The sequence below is a fragment of the Streptomyces mauvecolor genome (genome assembly GCF_039532965.1).
GTDB lineage: Bacteria > Actinomycetota > Actinomycetes > Streptomycetales > Streptomycetaceae > Streptomyces > Streptomyces violascens.
Genome location: NZ_BAAASQ010000004.1, coordinates 266818 through 283537, shown reverse-complemented (window position 1 = coordinate 283537; position 16720 = coordinate 266818). Strand labels below are relative to the sequence as shown.

Sequence of the window (16720 nt, the reverse complement as noted above, 5' to 3'; positions counted from 1 at the left end):
GGCGGCCGCCACCCCTTGCTGCCGTGCGGGGCTCAGCGGTGTTCGGGATTGGGGAAGTCGAAACGGCAGCCCGCGTCCCATTCGGAGCGCTGGTTGCCGTGCGCGGGGATACCGCCCGCCTGCTTGAGCAGGGCGGCCAGATGCATCAGGTTCCAGGTCATGAAGGCGGTGTTGCGGTTGGTGAAATCGTTCTCGGGGCCGCCGGAGCCGGGATCGAGGTAGGAGGGTCCGGGCCCCGCCTCGCCGATCCAGCCGGCGTCGGCCTGCGGCGGGATCGTGTAGCCGAGGTGCTGGAGGCTGTACAGGACGTTCATGGCGCAGTGTTTGACGCCGTCCTCGTTTCCGGTGATGAGGCAGCCGCCGACACGGCCGTAATAGGCATACTGGCCTTGGGAGTTGAGGATGCTGGAGCAGGCGTAGAGCCGCTCGACGACCCGCTTCAGGACGGAGCTGTTGTCGCCGAGCCAGATGGGCCCGCAGAGGACGAGGATGTCGGCGGCCATGACCTTCTCGTACAGCTGCGGCCATGCGTCGCTCGGCCACCCGTGCTCCGTCATGTCGGGCCAGACGCCGGTGGCGATGTCGTGGTCGACGGCACGGATCAGTTCGGTGCTGACGCCGTTCCCCTCCATGACGAGCCGGCTCTTGTCGATCAGCCCCTCGGTGTTGCTCACCTCGGGGGAGCGCTTGAGCGTGCAGTTGATGAACAGGGCGCGCAGGCCGTCATAGCGGTACGCGGTCACGGGCATCGGCCGTCTCCTCGCTGCGGGGCGCGGGTGAGTACCAGCGTGCCTTGTGCGGGGAGGCGGGGCCACCTCTTGGGCGCCGAACGCATGAGGCGGCGCTGACCGAGGTCCACGACGGTGCCCGTGCGGCCCGGGTCGGAAGGAGCCGGTACCCACCGGGGTGGTCCCCGCGCCGGAGGCGCCCGGCGTCCCATTCGACCTCTACCTCTACGTATGCCCGTACATCGCGGCGAAGTCGTGGACCTGGTGCCGATTACATCCGGTGGGCCACAGAGCATACTGGTCGAGCCCCGATCGCCTACAGAACGACTCCATGGCCAAGAACAGCACCTCCTCGACCACCGTCCCCGACACCGCGTGGCTGGGGCGCGGGCGCCATCTCGGGCCCGAGCCCGAGCGGGACGTCCGGCGCAACCTGATCGCCCTCAAGGCGGCCGGCGTGCTCGACGACTTCCTGGACCTCGACCCCGTCGAGGCGGCCCGCTCCACCCCCCTGTACCCGCGGGACGAGGCCGCCGACCCCGGTCCCTCGGCCCGCCGGCTCTTCGAGGCCCGCTGGCGCGTGGCCGGCGATGTCACCGTGCGTGCCCAGCTGGTCACGTACGAACCCGAGGGCCGCCGCAAGGGAGACGAGGGCGTCACCTGGATCCTCGCCGCCGAGGCGGAACGGGCGTGGGACGTGAGCTGGCCCTCGCCCGCCACCATGTTCTGGCCGGACAGCGACCAGATCGCCTGGGACCACGACACCCTGCCGGGCCTGCGGCTGCGGAGCACGAACCACCTGCCGAAGGACGACGACGAACTGCGCCACCTGCTGCGGGACTGCACCCGGCAGAGCTGGTTCATCCACGTCGTGGTGCACGAGGCCATGACGCCGGACGCGATGGGCCAGCGGCCGGTCTCGACGTTCCTGCCGCCGAGCCTGCGGCACCGGGTGGTCGAGCACCGGGGCACGCCCGAGCAGGCGCAGATCGCCGACTTCGCGATGAAGCGGGAGCTGAGCGTGCGCATGCCGCGCGGCGGCGCCGTCGTCCTGCCCACCGCGCCCCCGAGCCCCTGGTACGACGCCGATCGCTACACCGTACGCACCGTGTTCCTCGACGGCTCGGAGCCGACTGAACTCCTCGACAGGATCAGGGAGTTCGCCGCCCTGCCGCAGCCCCTGCCGGCCGACGCGGAGCCCGCCCTCAGGCGGCTGCGCCTCGGCTGGCACCTGCTCACCCCGGACGAGGAACTGGTCCACGCCCAGGCCATGGTCGCCAAGTACGCCGAGGCGCTCGACGTCATGACCAACTCCCGCGACCTGTACCGGGAGGCCGCCGAGACGGCGCACGCCGCGCTCGCCGAGGCCACCGGCGGCGACGGCGTGCCCCGGCTGCCCGGGCCGAGGCCGGTCAAGGCGGACGCCTCGCCGCTCGGCGCCATCACGAAGGCGTTCGGCCGCTTCCGGGGGCCGAACAAGTAGCGAGCTTCGGTGCGGTCCTTTCGTCGGCCTGCTGTTGTCAACCTCAACTCCTTTGGTCCGCACGATGGTTGAGGGCGCGGCGGGCATGTGTCGCGTCCGTGCGGTGATCGGCGTCCGGCCCTTCGGTGGGCGCCACCCACCCGCTCCGCCCCGCACGTTTCCGGCCAATGACGGCGCCGGACGGAACCGTTCCGCCGGGTTGGCGTCGGGCGGTGCGTGAGGGTGCCCGGCGGGCGCGCGAGGCGGGAGTCAACCGACCGCCGGGCGCGGGGGGTTCGGGGCTCTGACGCCGTCCCCGGTTCGCCGGCGGGAAGATGCATATGCCGGACGGGCCGCGTCAACTGGCCCGATCCGCCGGGAAGTTCGCCCCCGCGAAGGCGAGACAGGGGAATGCGGTGCTGCCTCCCGGCTCCGAGGACGGATTACCCCCTTTCCCTTTTGCCCGGGCGGGCGCGAGCCCTTGGAGCGGCACGCGCTCCCGATCAAGCAATCGGTTTCTTTGCCCGGCCCTTACGGAGTTCGATTCCGGCCTCCGCGGCGGAACCCTTGTGACCCCGGCGGACGCCTGGTTAGGCTCCCGCTCGTTTCGATTCCTGCACATATTCTTCGCAACTTGACCAACTGTGGGGTGCCTGTGCGTGAACCGGAGTCCCTGGACGCGCCAGGGGCATCTGCAGCGGCGGCGGGGCCCCGATGAGCCCCGGCACCACGGCCGCCGACGAGCGGGCGGCCCGTCGGCCCGTATCCCGCGACGTCCGGCTGTTCTGGTGCGCCGGCGCCTCCGACGCGCTCGGCACGCAGGCCTCCGGGGTCGTCCTGCCGCTGCTGCTTCTCGGGCTCGGCCACTCGGCGGCCCTGGTCGGTCTCGTCGCGGGGGTGTCCACGGCGGCCGGGCTGCTGCTCGCCCCGCTCGCGGCGGTCCCCGCCGACCGGGGCGCGCGCAAGCCCGTGATGTTCTGGTCCGCGACGGTCTCGGCACTCGCCATGGCCGGCGTGACGGTGGCCGTGGCCGCGGGACGCCCGCCGCTCGCGCTGTTGCTCGGCGCGGTCCTGGTGGAACGGTTCTCCACCGCCGTGTACGAGGCCGCCGCCGCCGGCACGGTGGCCATGATCGCCCCGCCCGCCGACTGCCCCCGGGTGGTGGCCGGTCTCTCGGCGGGCGACCAGGGCGCGCTGATCCTGGGACCGGCGCTGGGCGGTGCGCTCTACCAGGCCGCCCGCGCCCTGCCCTTCCTCGCGGACGCCGTCTCCTATGCCGTCGCCGCCGGGTGCGTACGGGCGCTGCGTTCGGACCTCCGGCCGGATCGGTGTGCGGACGCGGGGCCCGGAACCCGGTCGCTTAGCGAGGCGGAGGTGGCGGCGGCCCGGATCGACGGCGGCGCAGGAGATCCGGCTCCCCAGGCGCACCCCGCCCGCCGCATCTGCGACGAGCTCGGGGCCGGGCTCGCCCTGGTCCGCAGCTCACCCCTCCTCCGGCTCGTCCTGATCTGGACCGCCACCGTCAACGGCGTGATCGTCGCCCTCTACTACGGAGCCGTCTTCACCCTCCAGAAGGGTGGCCACGGCAGCGCGCCGATGGGGCTCGTCCTCGCGCTGTCCGGGGCCGCGGGGCTCGCCGGTTCGCTCGCCGCGCCGCGCATCGCGGGCCGGATCGGGACCGCGCGACTCCTGGTGACGGTGACCTGGCTGCTCATCCCGCTCGCGGCCGGGCTCGCCACCGCCGACGGGCCCTGGACGTACGGGGCACTGTTCGGAGTGTTCTGCCTGCTGATGCCGCTGGTCGGCGTCGTGCTCCAGTCCCGCGCCCTTCAGGTGACCCCGCCCGGGCTGCAGGCCCGCACCGGAGCGGTCCTCGCGAGCGCGGTGGGCGGGTCGGCCGCGCTGGCGCCGGTCCTGGCCGGGGTGTGCGTGACCCGGGTCGGGACGGCCGCGCCCGCCGTGGTCTGCGCGGCCGTCCTCGCGGCGCTGGCGTGGCGGACGACCGTCGTACGGTCCAGGCTCACGGGGGTGACGGCGTGACCGGCCGCTACCACGTCTACCGGGCCGCACTGCCCGAGGTGTGTGCCGCGGACCCCACCCGGATGGTGTTCACCGCAGACGCCGACGGCCGCTGCGAGGTGTTCACTTGGGACGCCGCCACGCGGCGGACCCGTCAGGTCACCGACCGCCCGCACGGCACGCTGCACGGCGCGATCGACCGCGACGCCAACGTGTGGTGGTTCGACGAGGACGAACACGGCACCGGCCGATGGCGGTTCCAGCCGTTCGAGGGCGGGCCGGATCAGCCGGGTCTGATGGGCGTGCCCGAAGGCGAGCCCCGCGGCCTCGCCGCCGGCGACGACGCATGCGTCGCCATGGGGATCGGGAACGCACGGTCGACCGCCGTGTACCTCGGCCCGCGCGGAGGCACGGCCCGCGAGGTGACGCGCGTCGACGGCCACGCCACCCTGTCCGGCATCACCCCCGACGGCCGCCTCCTCGCCCTCGGCGGCGCGGCGGGCTCTGCCCGGGCCGTGACCGTCCTCGCCTCGGGCGGCACCACGCACGCGGTTCTGGCGGGGTGCGAGCCGGGCGGCCGGCTCTGGTCGCTCGGCTTCGCACCCGTCGCCGACCGCGCCGAACTGCTGCTCGTCCACGAGGCCAACGACAGCTATTTATTGGGCAGTTGGAGCCCGGAGGCTGGAGTCGTCACCCACTCCTGGTGTGCCTTCGACACCGAGATCACCGCCCGCTGGCACCCCGACGGGCGCTCCCTCCTGGTCCGCCAGGACCGGCACGGCCGCAGCACCCTGCACCGCGTACATCTGCGGGAGCGCACGGTCGAACCCGTACCGACACCACGCGGAACCCTGCTGGATGCCGCGCCCCGTGCCGGATCCGATGTGCACTACCTCTGGACGGACACGGCGACGCCGCCCCGCATGGCCTCCACCGCGGGCGCCCCGCTGCCTCCCACACACGGCATAGCCGGCCAAGTACCCGGAGAACACCGGGACATGTGGACACCGGGCCCGGACGGACCGGTGCACTCGCTGCTCAGCCTGCCCGAGGGACGCAGGGGCCCGGTGCCCGCCGTGTTCCTCGTGCACGGCGGGCCCGCCGACCACGACCGGGACGCCTACGACGGGGTGGTGCACTCGCTGGTGGCCTCCGGCTTCGCCGTCGTACGCGTCAACTACCGCGGCTCCACCGGGTACGGGCCGCGCTGGCGGCGGTCGTTCGGCCAGGGCGTCGGGCTCACCCAGGTCGAGGACCTGGCCGCGGTCCGCGCCGACCTCACCACGCGCGGCGTCGTCCGCGCCGACGCGGCCGGACTCTGGGGCACCTCGTGGGGCGGCTACCTGGTGCTGCTCGCGCTCGGCGTGGACCCCGGGCTGTGGCGTGCGGGCGTCGCCGTCAAGCCCGTCGCGGACTGCGCGGCCGCCTACCGCACCACCACCGAGGCCCTGCGCGCCCTCGACGCGTGGTTGTTCGGCGGCACCCCCGACGAGGTGCCCGAACGGTACGAGCAGAGCTCACCCCTCCACTATGTGGCCGCCGTCCGGGCGCCCCTGCTCGTCGCCGCCGCGACCCGGGACACCAAGTGCCCGCCCGGCCAGGTACGCGACTACCTCGCAGCCCTCCAGCACGCGGGCGTCCGCCACGAGTCGATGTGGCTCGACACGGGACACGACGGCTACGAGGCCGACGACCACGTCGCCGTCCTGCGCCGCGCCGTGGTCTTCCTCGACCGCGAACTGCGCGGACGGCCCCGCACCACCCCCCAGACGCCCCGCTCCGACCGGGACGGGGATTCCGGACGGGTGCGTTACCCAGCGCCCGCCGGAACAGGCACAGGCACCACCCACACAGAGAGGAGTTCCGGCCATGCAGAAGGACATCATCCACAATGACCCGCTCGCGGGTGACGAAGAGAACCGCAAGCCGAGCGTCGGCGTGACCATCAAGGTTCCGTTCCGTAACGCCGAGGACGGCGAAGAGGACTGACCCTTGCGGCCGGGCCGGCGGTCAGCCGCCGGGCCGGCCGGTACCACCCTCTCGATTCCGGCCCCCGGGCCTCATTTCCCTCACGTCTCCGCACCTCCCGAGGAGCCGACATGCGTGTCCTGCTGGTCAACATGCCCTGGTCGCCGATCGACCTTCCTTCGCTGGCCCTGGGAATCCTGAAACGCAGCGTGGACGAACGCGTGCCCGGAGCCCGCGCCGAGGTCCTGCACGCCAATCTCGAATTCACCGACTGGATCACCGAACGTACGGAATTCACGGCCGACGACTACGAGTACTACGCGCTCTCCTCCTATTTCATGGGCTGCGGCGACTGGGTGTTCTCCTCGGCCCTGTATGACGACCCAGCCTGGCGGGACGAGGAATTCGCGGCCGCGATGAAGGGAAAACTGCGGAAGTCCCGGCTGCGCATGTCGCAGGAACTGCACCGCAAGGTACCGGAGTTCGTGGAGATGATCGCCCAGCGGATTGTCAACCATGCCCCCGACGTCGTCGGCTTCACCTCCACCTTCCAGCAGAACACCGCGGCTCTCGCCGCCGCCAAGCACGTCAAACGGCTCGCTCCGCACATCGTGACCGTCATGGGCGGCGCCAACTGCGACGGCGAACAGGGCGAGGCGGTCCACCGCAACTTCCCGTTCATGGACCACGTGATCCGCGGCGAAGGAGAGTCCGCCTTCCCGCAACTGCTGACCGCGATCGCCGAAGGCGCCCGGGGCGATGCCCTTTCCGGGGTGCCGGGACTGTGCCATCGCGACGCCGAGGGCAAGAGCATCGTCAATGCGATGGCCACGAGCCCGCTGCCACCGGCCACCATCCTGGCCCCCGACTACAGCGGCTACTTCGAGCGCCTCGCCGCCTCCGTGGCCCGCAACTGGGTCGAGCCCAAGCTCGTCGTCGAGGGAGCCCGGGGCTGCTGGTGGGGCGAGAAACACCACTGCACCTTCTGCGGCCTCAACGGCTCGTTCATGCAGTTCCGTTCCAAGAGCCCGGACACCTTCTTCGAAGAAATCATGGAACTGGCCCGGCGCCACCGCGTGCTCGACATGTACCTCGTCGACAACATCCTCGACATGGGCTACCTCACCACGGTGCTGCCCCGCATCATGGAGAGCGGCTACGACCTGCGGATGCACATCGAGATCAAGGCCAACATGCGCCGCGCTCAGCTCCGTACACTCGCCGAAGCAGGACTCATCTACGTGCAGCCGGGCATCGAGAGCCTCAACAACCGGGTGCTGGACCTGATGGACAAGGGCGTCAGCGGCTGCCAGAACGTCCGCATGCTCCGCGACGGCGCCGAGACCGGTCTCTCCGTCGCCTGGAACTACCTGCACGGCTTCCCCGGCGAGACCGCCGAGGACTACGACCCGGTCATCGCGCAGATCCCCGCCCTGGAACACCTGGACCCGCCCGTAGACCTGTCCGCACGGATCGCGATCGAGCGGTTCAGCCCGTACTTCAACCGCCCCGAACTGGGCTTCGACGGACTGCGTCCCGAGGAGCACTACCGTTTCACCTACGATCTGCCCGAGTCGGAGCTCTACGACCTCGCGTACGTCTTCGAAGCCCCGCAGCGCGGCATCACCGAGCCCACCGTCACCGCGCTCAACAACGCGCTCGACGCCTGGAAGAAGCACCACGCGGATGCCCGGCTCACCCACACCGACCTGGGCGACCGCATCGTCCTGGTGAGCAGGCGGCGCAGCTTCGCCTGGCGCGCGATGGAACTGACCGACCCGTTCGAACTGGCCGCCTTCCGCCTCCTCGACCAGCCGCACACGGCCGCCGCGCTGACCCGCAAGGCCGCGGCCCGCGCCAAGAACGCAGCACGCGAGGAGCGCGAGGTGCAGCAACTACTCGATGCCTGGCTGGAGTTGGGGCTGGTCTTCACCGACGGCGGCCAGTACGTCCACATCGCGCCCTCGGCCGTCAACGAGGACCTGCTGCGCCTGGACTTCATGCGCCACGCGCAGGCCGCGCTCGACGCGGCCGAACAGCCCGCCCGGCCCGAGCCCGTGAGTGTCTGATCGGTGAGCGTCGGATCCATGAGCGTCTGCATCCGTGAGTGTCCGAACCGCGCGTGTCTGACTGAGCATCAGGAGGAGCAACCCCGATGAGCACCACCATGGCCACCGAGGCCCTCACGGTCACCGCCTGGCGTGACTACGACCCCGAGGCCTGCGCCCTGCCCGGGATGTACCTCGGCGAGGTCGAACTGACCGGCCCCATGGGCGAGGAGAGCGACCGTGTGTGGGACTTGGGCGCCCGCCGCGTCCGCCTGCCCGAGACCGTCGACCTCGCCGACCCGGGGGTGGCCGACCGTGCCGTACGTCGCCTCAGCCTCGTACGGGACCTCACGGCGCGGGCCGTCCTCGTCGAGTGGAAGCTGCGGCTCGACCCGGCGGCGGCCGCCGCCACCTGGCGCGCCCTCAGCCACCTCCAGCCGCCGCAGCGCCTGGACGGACCCGCCGACGCGGCCGGCGACCTGCGCCGTTGGCGTGACGGGCACTACCTCTGCAAGTGCCTGTGGCGGCAGGGCCCGGGCTTCGTCCAGATCCGCGACCGCCGCTGGGGCGACCTGCGCCGCTTCACCGCCGACGAGCCGGAGTACCAGCAGGTCATCGAGACCCTGGCATACGGAGCCCCGACCGCATCGGTCCCCGGCGCCGTCCTCGCCGACTTCCTGGAGGAGCGCCTGGTTCTGGAGGTCGGCGAGCTCGCGTGGTGGCTGCCGTACCGGGTGAACCGCTGGATCCAGGAGGCGATGGCGATCTGACGCGGCTCCCGCCCGCAGGGCAACTCCGGTCGGGGGCCATGGCGGCGTCCACTGTTCCTCTCGTTGTTCCCCCCGCCGTGCTTACGGCGTGGCACGCACGATCACGAGCGAGCCTTCATACGTCGCCTGACGGCGCAGATGGCCGAACTCCTCGTCCCACGCACCGGATTCGAGATCGCGGCGCAACGCCGTGTCGAAGCGCTCGCGGACCCCGTCGTCGACGAAGCTCCAGGCGGAGCAGGCCTGGCGGGCGGCCGGGTCGAGCAGGTACTCCGGCCGCCCGTAGTACGCCTCGTTGAACCCGTCGGTGCAGTCCAGCGGGATCGGTACGGTCTGGACCGTGCCGGTGTCGCCGAGTGCGGCCGACAGTTCCCCGACGGCGGGGTAGCGGCGGGCCTCGGTGTCGAGGACCTCGGGCGCGTACCGGTACAGCCAGAAGTCCCGTACGAGCACGGGGTCGCAGGTCAGGATGACCACCGGCCCCCGGGTCACGCGCCGCATCTCGCGCAGCCCGGCCCGAACGTCGGACCACTGGTGCACGCTGAACGGCGTCATCGCGGCCTCGAACTCCCCGTCGGCGAAGGGGAGTTCCTCGGCCACGGCGTCGATGGCGCGGGCGAGCCGGGCCGGCCGTTGGGCGCGCATCGACTCCGAGGGCTCGACCGCCGTCACGGCCTGGGCCGCGTTCTCGTACGACCCCGCGCCCGCGCCGACGTTGAGAACCGACTCGGCGCCGCCCAGGGCCTCGGCGATGAAGCGGGCGATCCGCTCGTCCGGACGGCGGTAGGAGGAGTAGCCGGCGCCGATCGAGCCGTAGTCGACGTCGCCGGCGCTGCCGTCCTGGGTGCGTGTGGTCATGAGGTACCTACCTCGCTTCGTGAGCAGGAATGAGCAGGAACGGGAGAGGGGATCTCGCGCGCCCATCGGTTGTGCCGGTCGGGAGCGGGAGACGGGTGGGGACCTGCGGTACTTACTACGCCTACGGTTACGACCAGAGCTGGAAGCGCTCCCAGCCGGTGTCGGTCCGCTCGTAGCGCAGCCGGGTGTGGACGCGGCTCCTGGCCGCCTGCCAGAACTCCGCCTCCGTCGGGGCGAGGGTGTAAAGCGTCCAGGCGGAGTCGACGAGCGACGGCTCGCTCTCGACCAGGGCCAGGGACTTCTCCAGGGCCTGGTCCCGTTCGGCTGTGTCGGCCAGGTACTGGCTCTGCCGGGACAGCAGGGACTCGGCGCGGGCGGTGGCCGACCGGCCGAGGAAATCGGCGGCGTTGTCCTGCGCGGACCCCGGCGTCACGGGCCCGCGCAGGCGCACCTGTCTGCCGTGCTCGGGCCAGTAGAAGGTGAGCGCGGCCCTGGGGTGAACGGCCAGTTGGCGCCCCTTGGGGCTGAATCCGTGCCCGGCGAACTGCCAGCCGGAGGCGTCGACTCCCTTGAGGATCAAGACGCGTGCGTCGGGGTCGCCCGCTTCGTCGACCGTGGACAGCGTCATCGCGTGCGGGTCCCGCAGCCCGGCCGTCACCGCTTCGGACAGCCAGTCCAGGAAAAGGCACACAGGGTCGGCCGGTGCCTGCTCGGGGACCAGCTCGGGGAGAGGCTCCGCGAACACCTCGATGCCGCGCAGCCACCCCCGGACCGCACTGCCCTGGTCTCCGTCGCCCATCTGTTGCCTCCTCCGCGGAACACCTTGGTGGCCCATCCTGCATCTACGGCTGAAATTCGACAATTGCTCGGCACATGCTTGGTCAATGGCCCAAAGTGCTGTGTATATGAGCAGTGGTTGTTGGAGGTAGCGACAAGGTTCTGGTCCTGATTCCCTCCGGCCGCATGGCCGCCCGGCTGCTGCCCGGGCCTGCTCCCCGGCTGCTCGGCTACTCGGTGAGGGTGGCGTGGGCCAGGAAGTGGCCGGGGGCGTCCTCGTACTCGTCCAGGTTCCAGCCGGTCGCCTCCAGGGCGGGGCGCAGGTTGTGCTCCGCGAGGAGGTCGGCGGGGTCGAGGGGGCGGCCGTGCCGGGCCGCCCGTTCCGCGCGGCCGGAGGGGTGGAAGAGCAGGAGCACGCAGTCGGACATGGCGACGCGGGCCAATTCGGTGAGGGCGGCGCGCGGGGCGGTGAGGTGGTCGAGAAGCCCCGCCGAGAAGATCCCGTGCACGGAACGGTGGGGCACGGGGAGCCGGGTGCAGTCGGCCGCCAGCAGGTGCCCGTGCCGGGTGCGGCCGTGCCGGGCGGCGGCCGTCAGCATGGCCGGTGTGACATCGATGCCGAGTACGCGGCCGTGGGCGCCGACCTGCTCCCGGAGTGCGGGCATGGCCCGACCGGTGCCGCATCCGAGATCCAACGCCGTTGCGCCGGGCCTCAGTTGCATGCGGAGGGCCGCGGCTTCGTAGGCCGGAGTCTGGTGGGCGAACCGCTCTTCCCAGGCTTCGGCCCGGTGGGTGAAGAAGGCACGAGTGGCGGTGTGTTCGGCCCGTGCGGCCATCAACGAGGCGAAACGGGACAGGAGTTGCTCCGTCCAGGTGTCGTCCTTGCCGTCATGGCCTGCGGCGAACCGCACTCCCCAGGTGCTGCTGCCGAGGCGGAATGCCTGGGCCGGGTGGCCCTGGGCGGTGGCCAGGACGACGGCGCCGGGCGGCAGGGAGAGCGGGGCGGGGTGCGGGCGCAGGTCCCTGGGCAGGGGCCCCGCGAAGAGCGGGTCCGAGCTCGCGGCCGGGGTCAGCTCCACCGTGGCCCGCGTGGAGCCGGAACCCGTGGCGGTCACCTCGGCCAGCAGCTCGGTGCCGCTTCCCAGGGCCAGGACCGGAACCTGCGCGGCGAGCGCATCCCGCACCAGGGCCGGGCCTGCGGCGCCGGCGAGGTGAGGGGCGGACAGGATGATCAGACCCTCGACGCCGCCGAGGTCGACGGGCGGAAGCCCGCCCGCGTCGAGCGGGACGGGCCGGGTGGTGAGCCCCGCGGCGCCGAGCGCCGCGCTCACCGCGGCCGGCACTCCGGCGGACGCCTGCTGTACGACGACCACGGCCATCGCCCACTCCTTACATTCGAGCCCATCCGGCCACAGTGGCTGGTATCTACGCAAGGATGCGCCCATCCCCTCCGCAAGTGCCAGACCATCCCCCGGTGCCGAGATGTCGTGTCATGGGGCCAGGCCGGCGCCCCGGAATTCCTAGGAGGCCCCGTGCGCCGAACCGCGAACGGCGTACGAGGCCTCCTGCCGGTATGTCCCCGTGGCGGCGAGAGCCACTCCTCCGCCCCGTCCCGGTACCGCAAGTGAATCAAGGCGCGTAGGAGCGCGGCTACTGGATCAGCCCACAGAAGCAGGCCCGTGTGGCCGGTATGTGTACGGGCGATCATCCAAGAGGTGAACAGTGCGAAAGAGGTAGCATCTGCAAGGCAGAATGCCACTTCGATCTAGCTGTTGCTGTTGTTGATTCCGTCGCTTCTGATGCCCGTCGGCGCGGAGGAAGAAGGAGGTGTGTGGTGGGAAGCGGGCCCGTCCCTCCGGGACAGCGCGTGGTGAAGGGGTGGCCGGTGTCCCACTACGGCCCCGTGCCGCGGTTCCGCGCCGACCGCTGGAACCTCCAGGTCTTCGGGTCCACCGCGACGGGTGAGAAGTACTCGTGGACCTTCGGCGAGGTCATGGCGCTCCCCGCGGCCACGATCACCGCGGACCTGCACTGCGCGTCGGGCACCACGACCCTCGGCCACGAGTTCTACGGCGTGCCCGCCGCCGTCCTCCTGAAGCTGGCGCCGCCGGACCCTCGGGTCACCCACGTCATGGCCTGGGCCGAGTACGGATACAGCGCCAACCTGCGCCTCGACGACTTCGCCGCGGACCGCACCCTCATGGCCACCCACCACAACGGCGAGACCCTCACCGCCGAACACGGCTTCCCCCTCCGCCTCGTCGTCCCGCACCTGTACGGCTACAAGGGCCCCAAGTGGCTGCGCGCCATCGAGTACATGACCCAGGACCGACGCGGATTCTGGGAGGAGCGGGGCTATCACAACCGCGCCGACCCCTGGACGGAGCAGCGCCACTCGTACCAGGAGGACGAGTAGCGCTGCCGGGTGTTCTCTTCGTCAACTACCTTTACCCGAAGCCTAGTTGCCGGACTCCCTGGCTCGCCGGTCCATGGCGAGCCATACGCGGTCCCGGGTGACCGGCATCTCCGTGAACCGGATGCCCGTGGCGTCGCGCAGGGCGTTTGCGAAGGCGGGGCCCACCGGGTTGAAGGGGCTCTCGCTCATCGACTTGGCGCCGAGCGGGCCGATCGCGTCGGTGGTCTCCATGAAGTGGACCTCGGTGCGCGGGACGTCCGCGTACTGGGGGAGGCGGTAGCGGCGGAACGCGGCGGTGGTGACCTCGCCGCGGTCGTCGACGCGGACCGTCTCGAAGAGCGTCGCGCCGAGCGCCTGGGCGACCCCGCCCTCGACCTGCCCGCGGCACTGCATCGGGTTCATGACCTTGCCCGCGTCGGCCGCGTGGACGCTGCGCAGAATGCGGATCTCGCCGGTGCCGGGGTCCACCGCGAGGCGGAACCACTGGGCGTTGAAGGCGACCGAGCGGGGCGAGCCGCCCCAGTGGCCGTCGGCGGCCAGCTCCTCCTGCGCGCCCGTCGTCCGGGCCGCCTCGTGGAGCTCCTTCAGCGTCACCACCCGGCCCGCGCAGTCGACGGCCTCGGGCCCGAGCACGCACAGGTGGCGGGCCACCCCCGTGTGCCGGGCGGCGAAGGTCTGCAGCCGTTCGGCCAGCGAGGTCGCGGCCAGCAGGACCGCCTTGCCGGCCACGACCGTACCGGCGGAGCCGAAGGCACCCGTGTCGTGGCGGACCACGTCCGTGTCGGACTGGCGGACCGTGAGGCGGTCCTCCGTGGTGTTCAGGGCGCCCGCGGTGATCTGCTTGTGGACGGTGGTGGTGCCGTTGCCGAACTCCGCCGTGCCCACCGCGATGTCGTACGTCCCGTCGGAGAGCAGGGACACCCTCGCGTCGGCGTAGTGCCCGCCGGGCGGGCCCGTCGCGATCATCGCCATCGCCGTGCCCTGGCCGACCAGCCAGCCCTCGGGCGCCCTCTCGGAGCTCCCGTCCTCGGCGATGGCCTTGCGGACGACCGCCAGACACTGGTCGAGACCGTACGAGGCGATGTGCAGGTCCTCCTCCTCGCCGATCGGGCTGTGCATGGCCTCGCCGGGGCCGATGATGTTCTTCTCCCGGAAGACCAGCGGGTCCATGCCGAGCCGGCGGGCCAGCTCGTCCATCACCGACTCGACGGCGAAGGTGACCTGGCCGAGTCCGTAGCCCCGGAAGGCCCCCGCCGGAACGACGTTCGTGTAGACCGAGAACGCGTCCACCTTCTTGTGCGGGGCGCGGTAGACGGCGAACGACTCACCCACGCTGTGGAACATCACGGCCGGGCCGTGGTTGCCGTACGCACCCGTGTTGGACACGACGCGCATCTGGATCGCGGTCAGGGTGCCGTCGGCGCGGGCGCCCACCTTGATGCCGATGGTGAAGGGGTGGCGGGTGGTCGCACCGTAGAACTGCTCGGCCCGGGTGTACTCCAGTTTCACCGGGCGGCGCAGTTTCAGGGCGGCCAGCGTGACGATGTCCTCGGTCAGCATCTCCTGCTTGCCGCCGAAGCCGCCGCCCACCCGGCCCGCGACGACCCGGACCTCGTCCTCGGGCAGGTTGTACAGGGCGCACAGCGCGCGGCGCGTCAGGAACGGTGTCTGGGTGGACGAGCGGACGGTGAGACGCTCTCCGGTGCCGTCCTCCTTGGGCTCGAAGTAGGCGACACAGCCGTGGGTTTCGAGGCTCGCGTGCTGGACGCGCTGGGTGCGGAAGGTCTCTTCGCAGATGACGTCGGCGTCGGCGAACCCGTCGGCCACGCAGCCGATCTCGCCGTGCACCTCACCGGCGACGTTGTTTTCCACGCGGGCGATCCGCACCTCGGGCCCCTTGCCCTCGTGGACCATCGGCGCGCCGGGAGCCATCGCCTCCTCGGGGTCGATGACGTACGGGAGTTCCTCGTAGACCACCTCCACCCGGCGGCAGCCCTCCTCGGCGGCCTGCTCGCTGTCGGCGACGACCGCCGCGACGCGCTGGCCGACGTAGCGGACGGTGTCGTCGAGGACGCGGGTGTCGGCGGGGTCCTCGGTGGGGTGCTCGTGGCGGGCGGAAGAGTACAGGGTGTCGGGGGCGTCCTCGTGGGTGAGGACGGCGTGCACGCCGGGCACGCGCAGGGCGGCGGCGCTGTCGATGGAGACGATCCGGGCGTGCGGATGCGGGGAGCGCAGCAGCTTCATGTGGAGCAGGCCGGGCACCTCGACGTCGAAGGTGTAGCGCGCGGTGCCGGTCACGACCTGCGGGCCCGCCGGCGCGCCGAGACTCTTGCCAACCGTCTTGCCCGCACAGGGCCGTTCGGTGTGCCGCACACCTCGCACGGCGTCCTCGATGGCCCGGTATCCGGTGCAGCGGCAGATGTTCCCCTTGAACGCGCGGGGCAGATCGGCCAGCTTGTGGTCGTCGTGCTCGGTGCCCTGCTCGGCTTCGAGAGCGGCCGTCGTCATCAGGAATCCGGCGGTGCAGAAGCCGCACTGGAAACCCTGGGCGTCGAGGAACTTCTGTTGCACGGGGTGGAGCTCGCCGTCCCGCGAGGCGAGCCCCTCGACCGTCGTCACGCTGCGGCCCTGCGCCCGCACCGCCGGATACAGGCAGCTGTGCACCGGCTCACCGTCCACGTGGACGGTGCAGGCGCCGCAGTCCCCCTGGTCGCAGCCCTTCTTCACGCCGAACCAGCCGCGCTCGCGCAGATAGGTGCGCAGACACTGGCCGGCCCTCGGCTCGGTGTCGAAGCGCTGGTTGTTGACCTCGATGCCGAAGCTCATCGCACACCGTCCCGGGAGAGCTGAGTCAGTTCGTGGCGGACTTCCTCGGCGAGGCGGAATCCCATGTGCCGCCGCCACTCGGGCAGTCCGTGGATGTCGTCGTACCAGTCGTCGTCGCCGACGGCCGCCTCGATCGCCCGCCGCAGTTCGCCCCGGTCAGGAGGCAGCGGGAACCAGAGGCGGAACGGCCGCACGGTCGCCGCGCTGATCGTCACCGCCATCGAGCTGTCCACGGGGTCGAGCGTCCCGATGACCAGCGCGCCCGAGCGACCGAGCCCGTACAGCGATGCCTGCCGGAAGGCCGTATGGCAGGCCAGGGCGCGCGCGGGCAGGGTGACCGAGCGGAGCAGCTCGCCCTCGTCGAGGACCTTGCGGCCCGCGCCGGTGACGAAATCGACGACCTTGACGCTCCGCAGCGAGCCCGCCTGCGACTGGAGCAGGCACGAGCCGTCCAGCGCGGCGGTCAGCGAGATCATGGGACCGGCGGGCAGCCCGTTGCAGAGGTTTCCGCCCACGGTCGCCATGTTCCAGATCTTGAACGAGGCCAGAAAGGCCCGGCAGCACTGTTCGAACAGAGGGGCCACGCGATCCTTGAACTGCCGTCCGAATCGCGACAGTTGGGCGATGGTGCACGTCGCCGCGATCTCCAGCGACCCGTCCTCTCCGTGGGTCAGCGGTTCCCATCCCATCCGGCTCAGATCCACCAGGCGCCGCAGGTGCGGCTGCGGTTCGGAGAACAGATAGGTGCCTCCGCCCAGCCATGCGTCACCGGCCTGCCAGGGCTCACGAAGCCGCGCGTCCCGCACGTCCGCCACCGTGTTCAGATCCATGTCTTCCCCCGTGCTTCG

12 protein-coding genes are annotated in these 16720 nt (G+C 71.5%); 6 read left to right on the top strand and 6 right to left on the bottom strand.

Features of this window, described 5'->3' with window-relative positions; genetic code table 11:
* Positions 1 to 32: 32 nt before the first annotated feature.
* Entirely contained in the window at positions 33 to 749 is a 717-nt protein-coding gene (locus ABD346_RS04415; RefSeq protein ID WP_344371707.1) for a flavodoxin family protein, read from the bottom strand.
* 310 nt (positions 750 to 1059) lie between these two features.
* Here ABD346_RS04415 and ABD346_RS04410 point away from each other — a divergent pair, with 310 nt between their 5' ends.
* From ABD346_RS04410 to ABD346_RS04390, 5 genes are all read left to right on the top strand, one after another.
* Entirely contained in the window at positions 1060 to 2211 is a 1152-nt protein-coding gene (locus ABD346_RS04410; protein ID WP_344371705.1) for a hypothetical protein, read from the top strand.
* Positions 2212 to 2904: 693 nt separating this feature from the next.
* Positions 2905 to 4230, top strand: coding sequence for an MFS transporter (locus ABD346_RS04405; protein WP_344371703.1), 1326 nt, complete (start codon positions 2905 to 2907; stop codon positions 4228 to 4230).
* Positions 4231 to 4292: 62 nt separating this feature from the next.
* Positions 4293 to 6104, top strand: coding sequence for a S9 family peptidase (locus tag ABD346_RS04400; RefSeq protein ID WP_344372180.1), 1812 nt, complete (start codon positions 4293 to 4295; stop codon positions 6102 to 6104).
* A 204-nt stretch (positions 6105 to 6308) separates the two neighbouring features.
* The gene (locus ABD346_RS04395) at positions 6309 to 8246 is read left to right on the top strand and encodes a RiPP maturation radical SAM C-methyltransferase (RefSeq protein ID WP_344371700.1); all 1938 of its coding nucleotides are present in this window, start codon (positions 6309 to 6311) and stop codon (positions 8244 to 8246) included.
* Positions 8247 to 8332: 86 nt separating this feature from the next.
* Positions 8333 to 8995 carry a DUF5825 family protein gene (locus ABD346_RS04390; protein ID WP_344371698.1) on the top strand — a complete coding sequence of 221 codons (663 nt, stop codon included), beginning with the start codon at positions 8333 to 8335 and terminating at the stop codon, positions 8993 to 8995.
* 81 nt (positions 8996 to 9076) lie between these two features.
* On the opposite strand, the gene ABD346_RS04385 is transcribed toward ABD346_RS04390, so the two are convergent.
* The 3 genes from ABD346_RS04385 to ABD346_RS04375 form a co-directional block, all read right to left on the bottom strand.
* Positions 9077 to 9853 carry a class I SAM-dependent methyltransferase gene (locus ABD346_RS04385; RefSeq protein WP_344371697.1) on the bottom strand — a complete coding sequence of 259 codons (777 nt, stop codon included), beginning with the start codon at positions 9851 to 9853 and terminating at the stop codon, positions 9077 to 9079.
* Positions 9854 to 9980: 127 nt separating this feature from the next.
* On the bottom strand, positions 9981 to 10652 hold the full coding sequence (locus ABD346_RS04380) for a pyridoxine/pyridoxamine 5'-phosphate oxidase (RefSeq protein WP_344371695.1): 672 nt from the start codon (positions 10650 to 10652) through the stop codon (positions 9981 to 9983).
* A gap of 208 nt (positions 10653 to 10860) precedes the next feature.
* Positions 10861 to 12009, bottom strand: coding sequence for a methyltransferase domain-containing protein (locus ABD346_RS04375; protein WP_344371693.1), 1149 nt, complete (start codon positions 12007 to 12009; stop codon positions 10861 to 10863).
* Between the two features lie 455 nt (positions 12010 to 12464).
* On the opposite strand from ABD346_RS04375, the gene ABD346_RS04370 reads away from it, so the two are divergent.
* Positions 12465 to 13046 (top strand): molybdopterin-dependent oxidoreductase, encoded by a 582-nt coding sequence (locus tag ABD346_RS04370; RefSeq protein ID WP_344371690.1) that lies wholly within the window; start codon positions 12465 to 12467, stop codon positions 13044 to 13046.
* A gap of 42 nt (positions 13047 to 13088) precedes the next feature.
* Here ABD346_RS04370 and ABD346_RS04365 read toward each other — a convergent pair whose 3' ends face one another.
* Both ABD346_RS04365 and ABD346_RS04360 read right to left on the bottom strand, forming a co-directional pair.
* Positions 13089 to 15872: a molybdopterin-dependent oxidoreductase gene (locus ABD346_RS04365; protein WP_344371688.1), complete on the bottom strand. Its 2784-nt coding sequence runs from the start codon at positions 15870 to 15872 to the stop codon at positions 13089 to 13091.
* Positions 15869 to 16702 carry an FAD binding domain-containing protein gene (locus tag ABD346_RS04360; protein ID WP_344371685.1) on the bottom strand — a complete coding sequence of 278 codons (834 nt, stop codon included), beginning with the start codon at positions 16700 to 16702 and terminating at the stop codon, positions 15869 to 15871. Before ABD346_RS04360 ends, ABD346_RS04365 begins: the two co-directional genes overlap by 4 nt.
* Between the last annotated feature and the right edge of the window lie 18 nt (positions 16703 to 16720).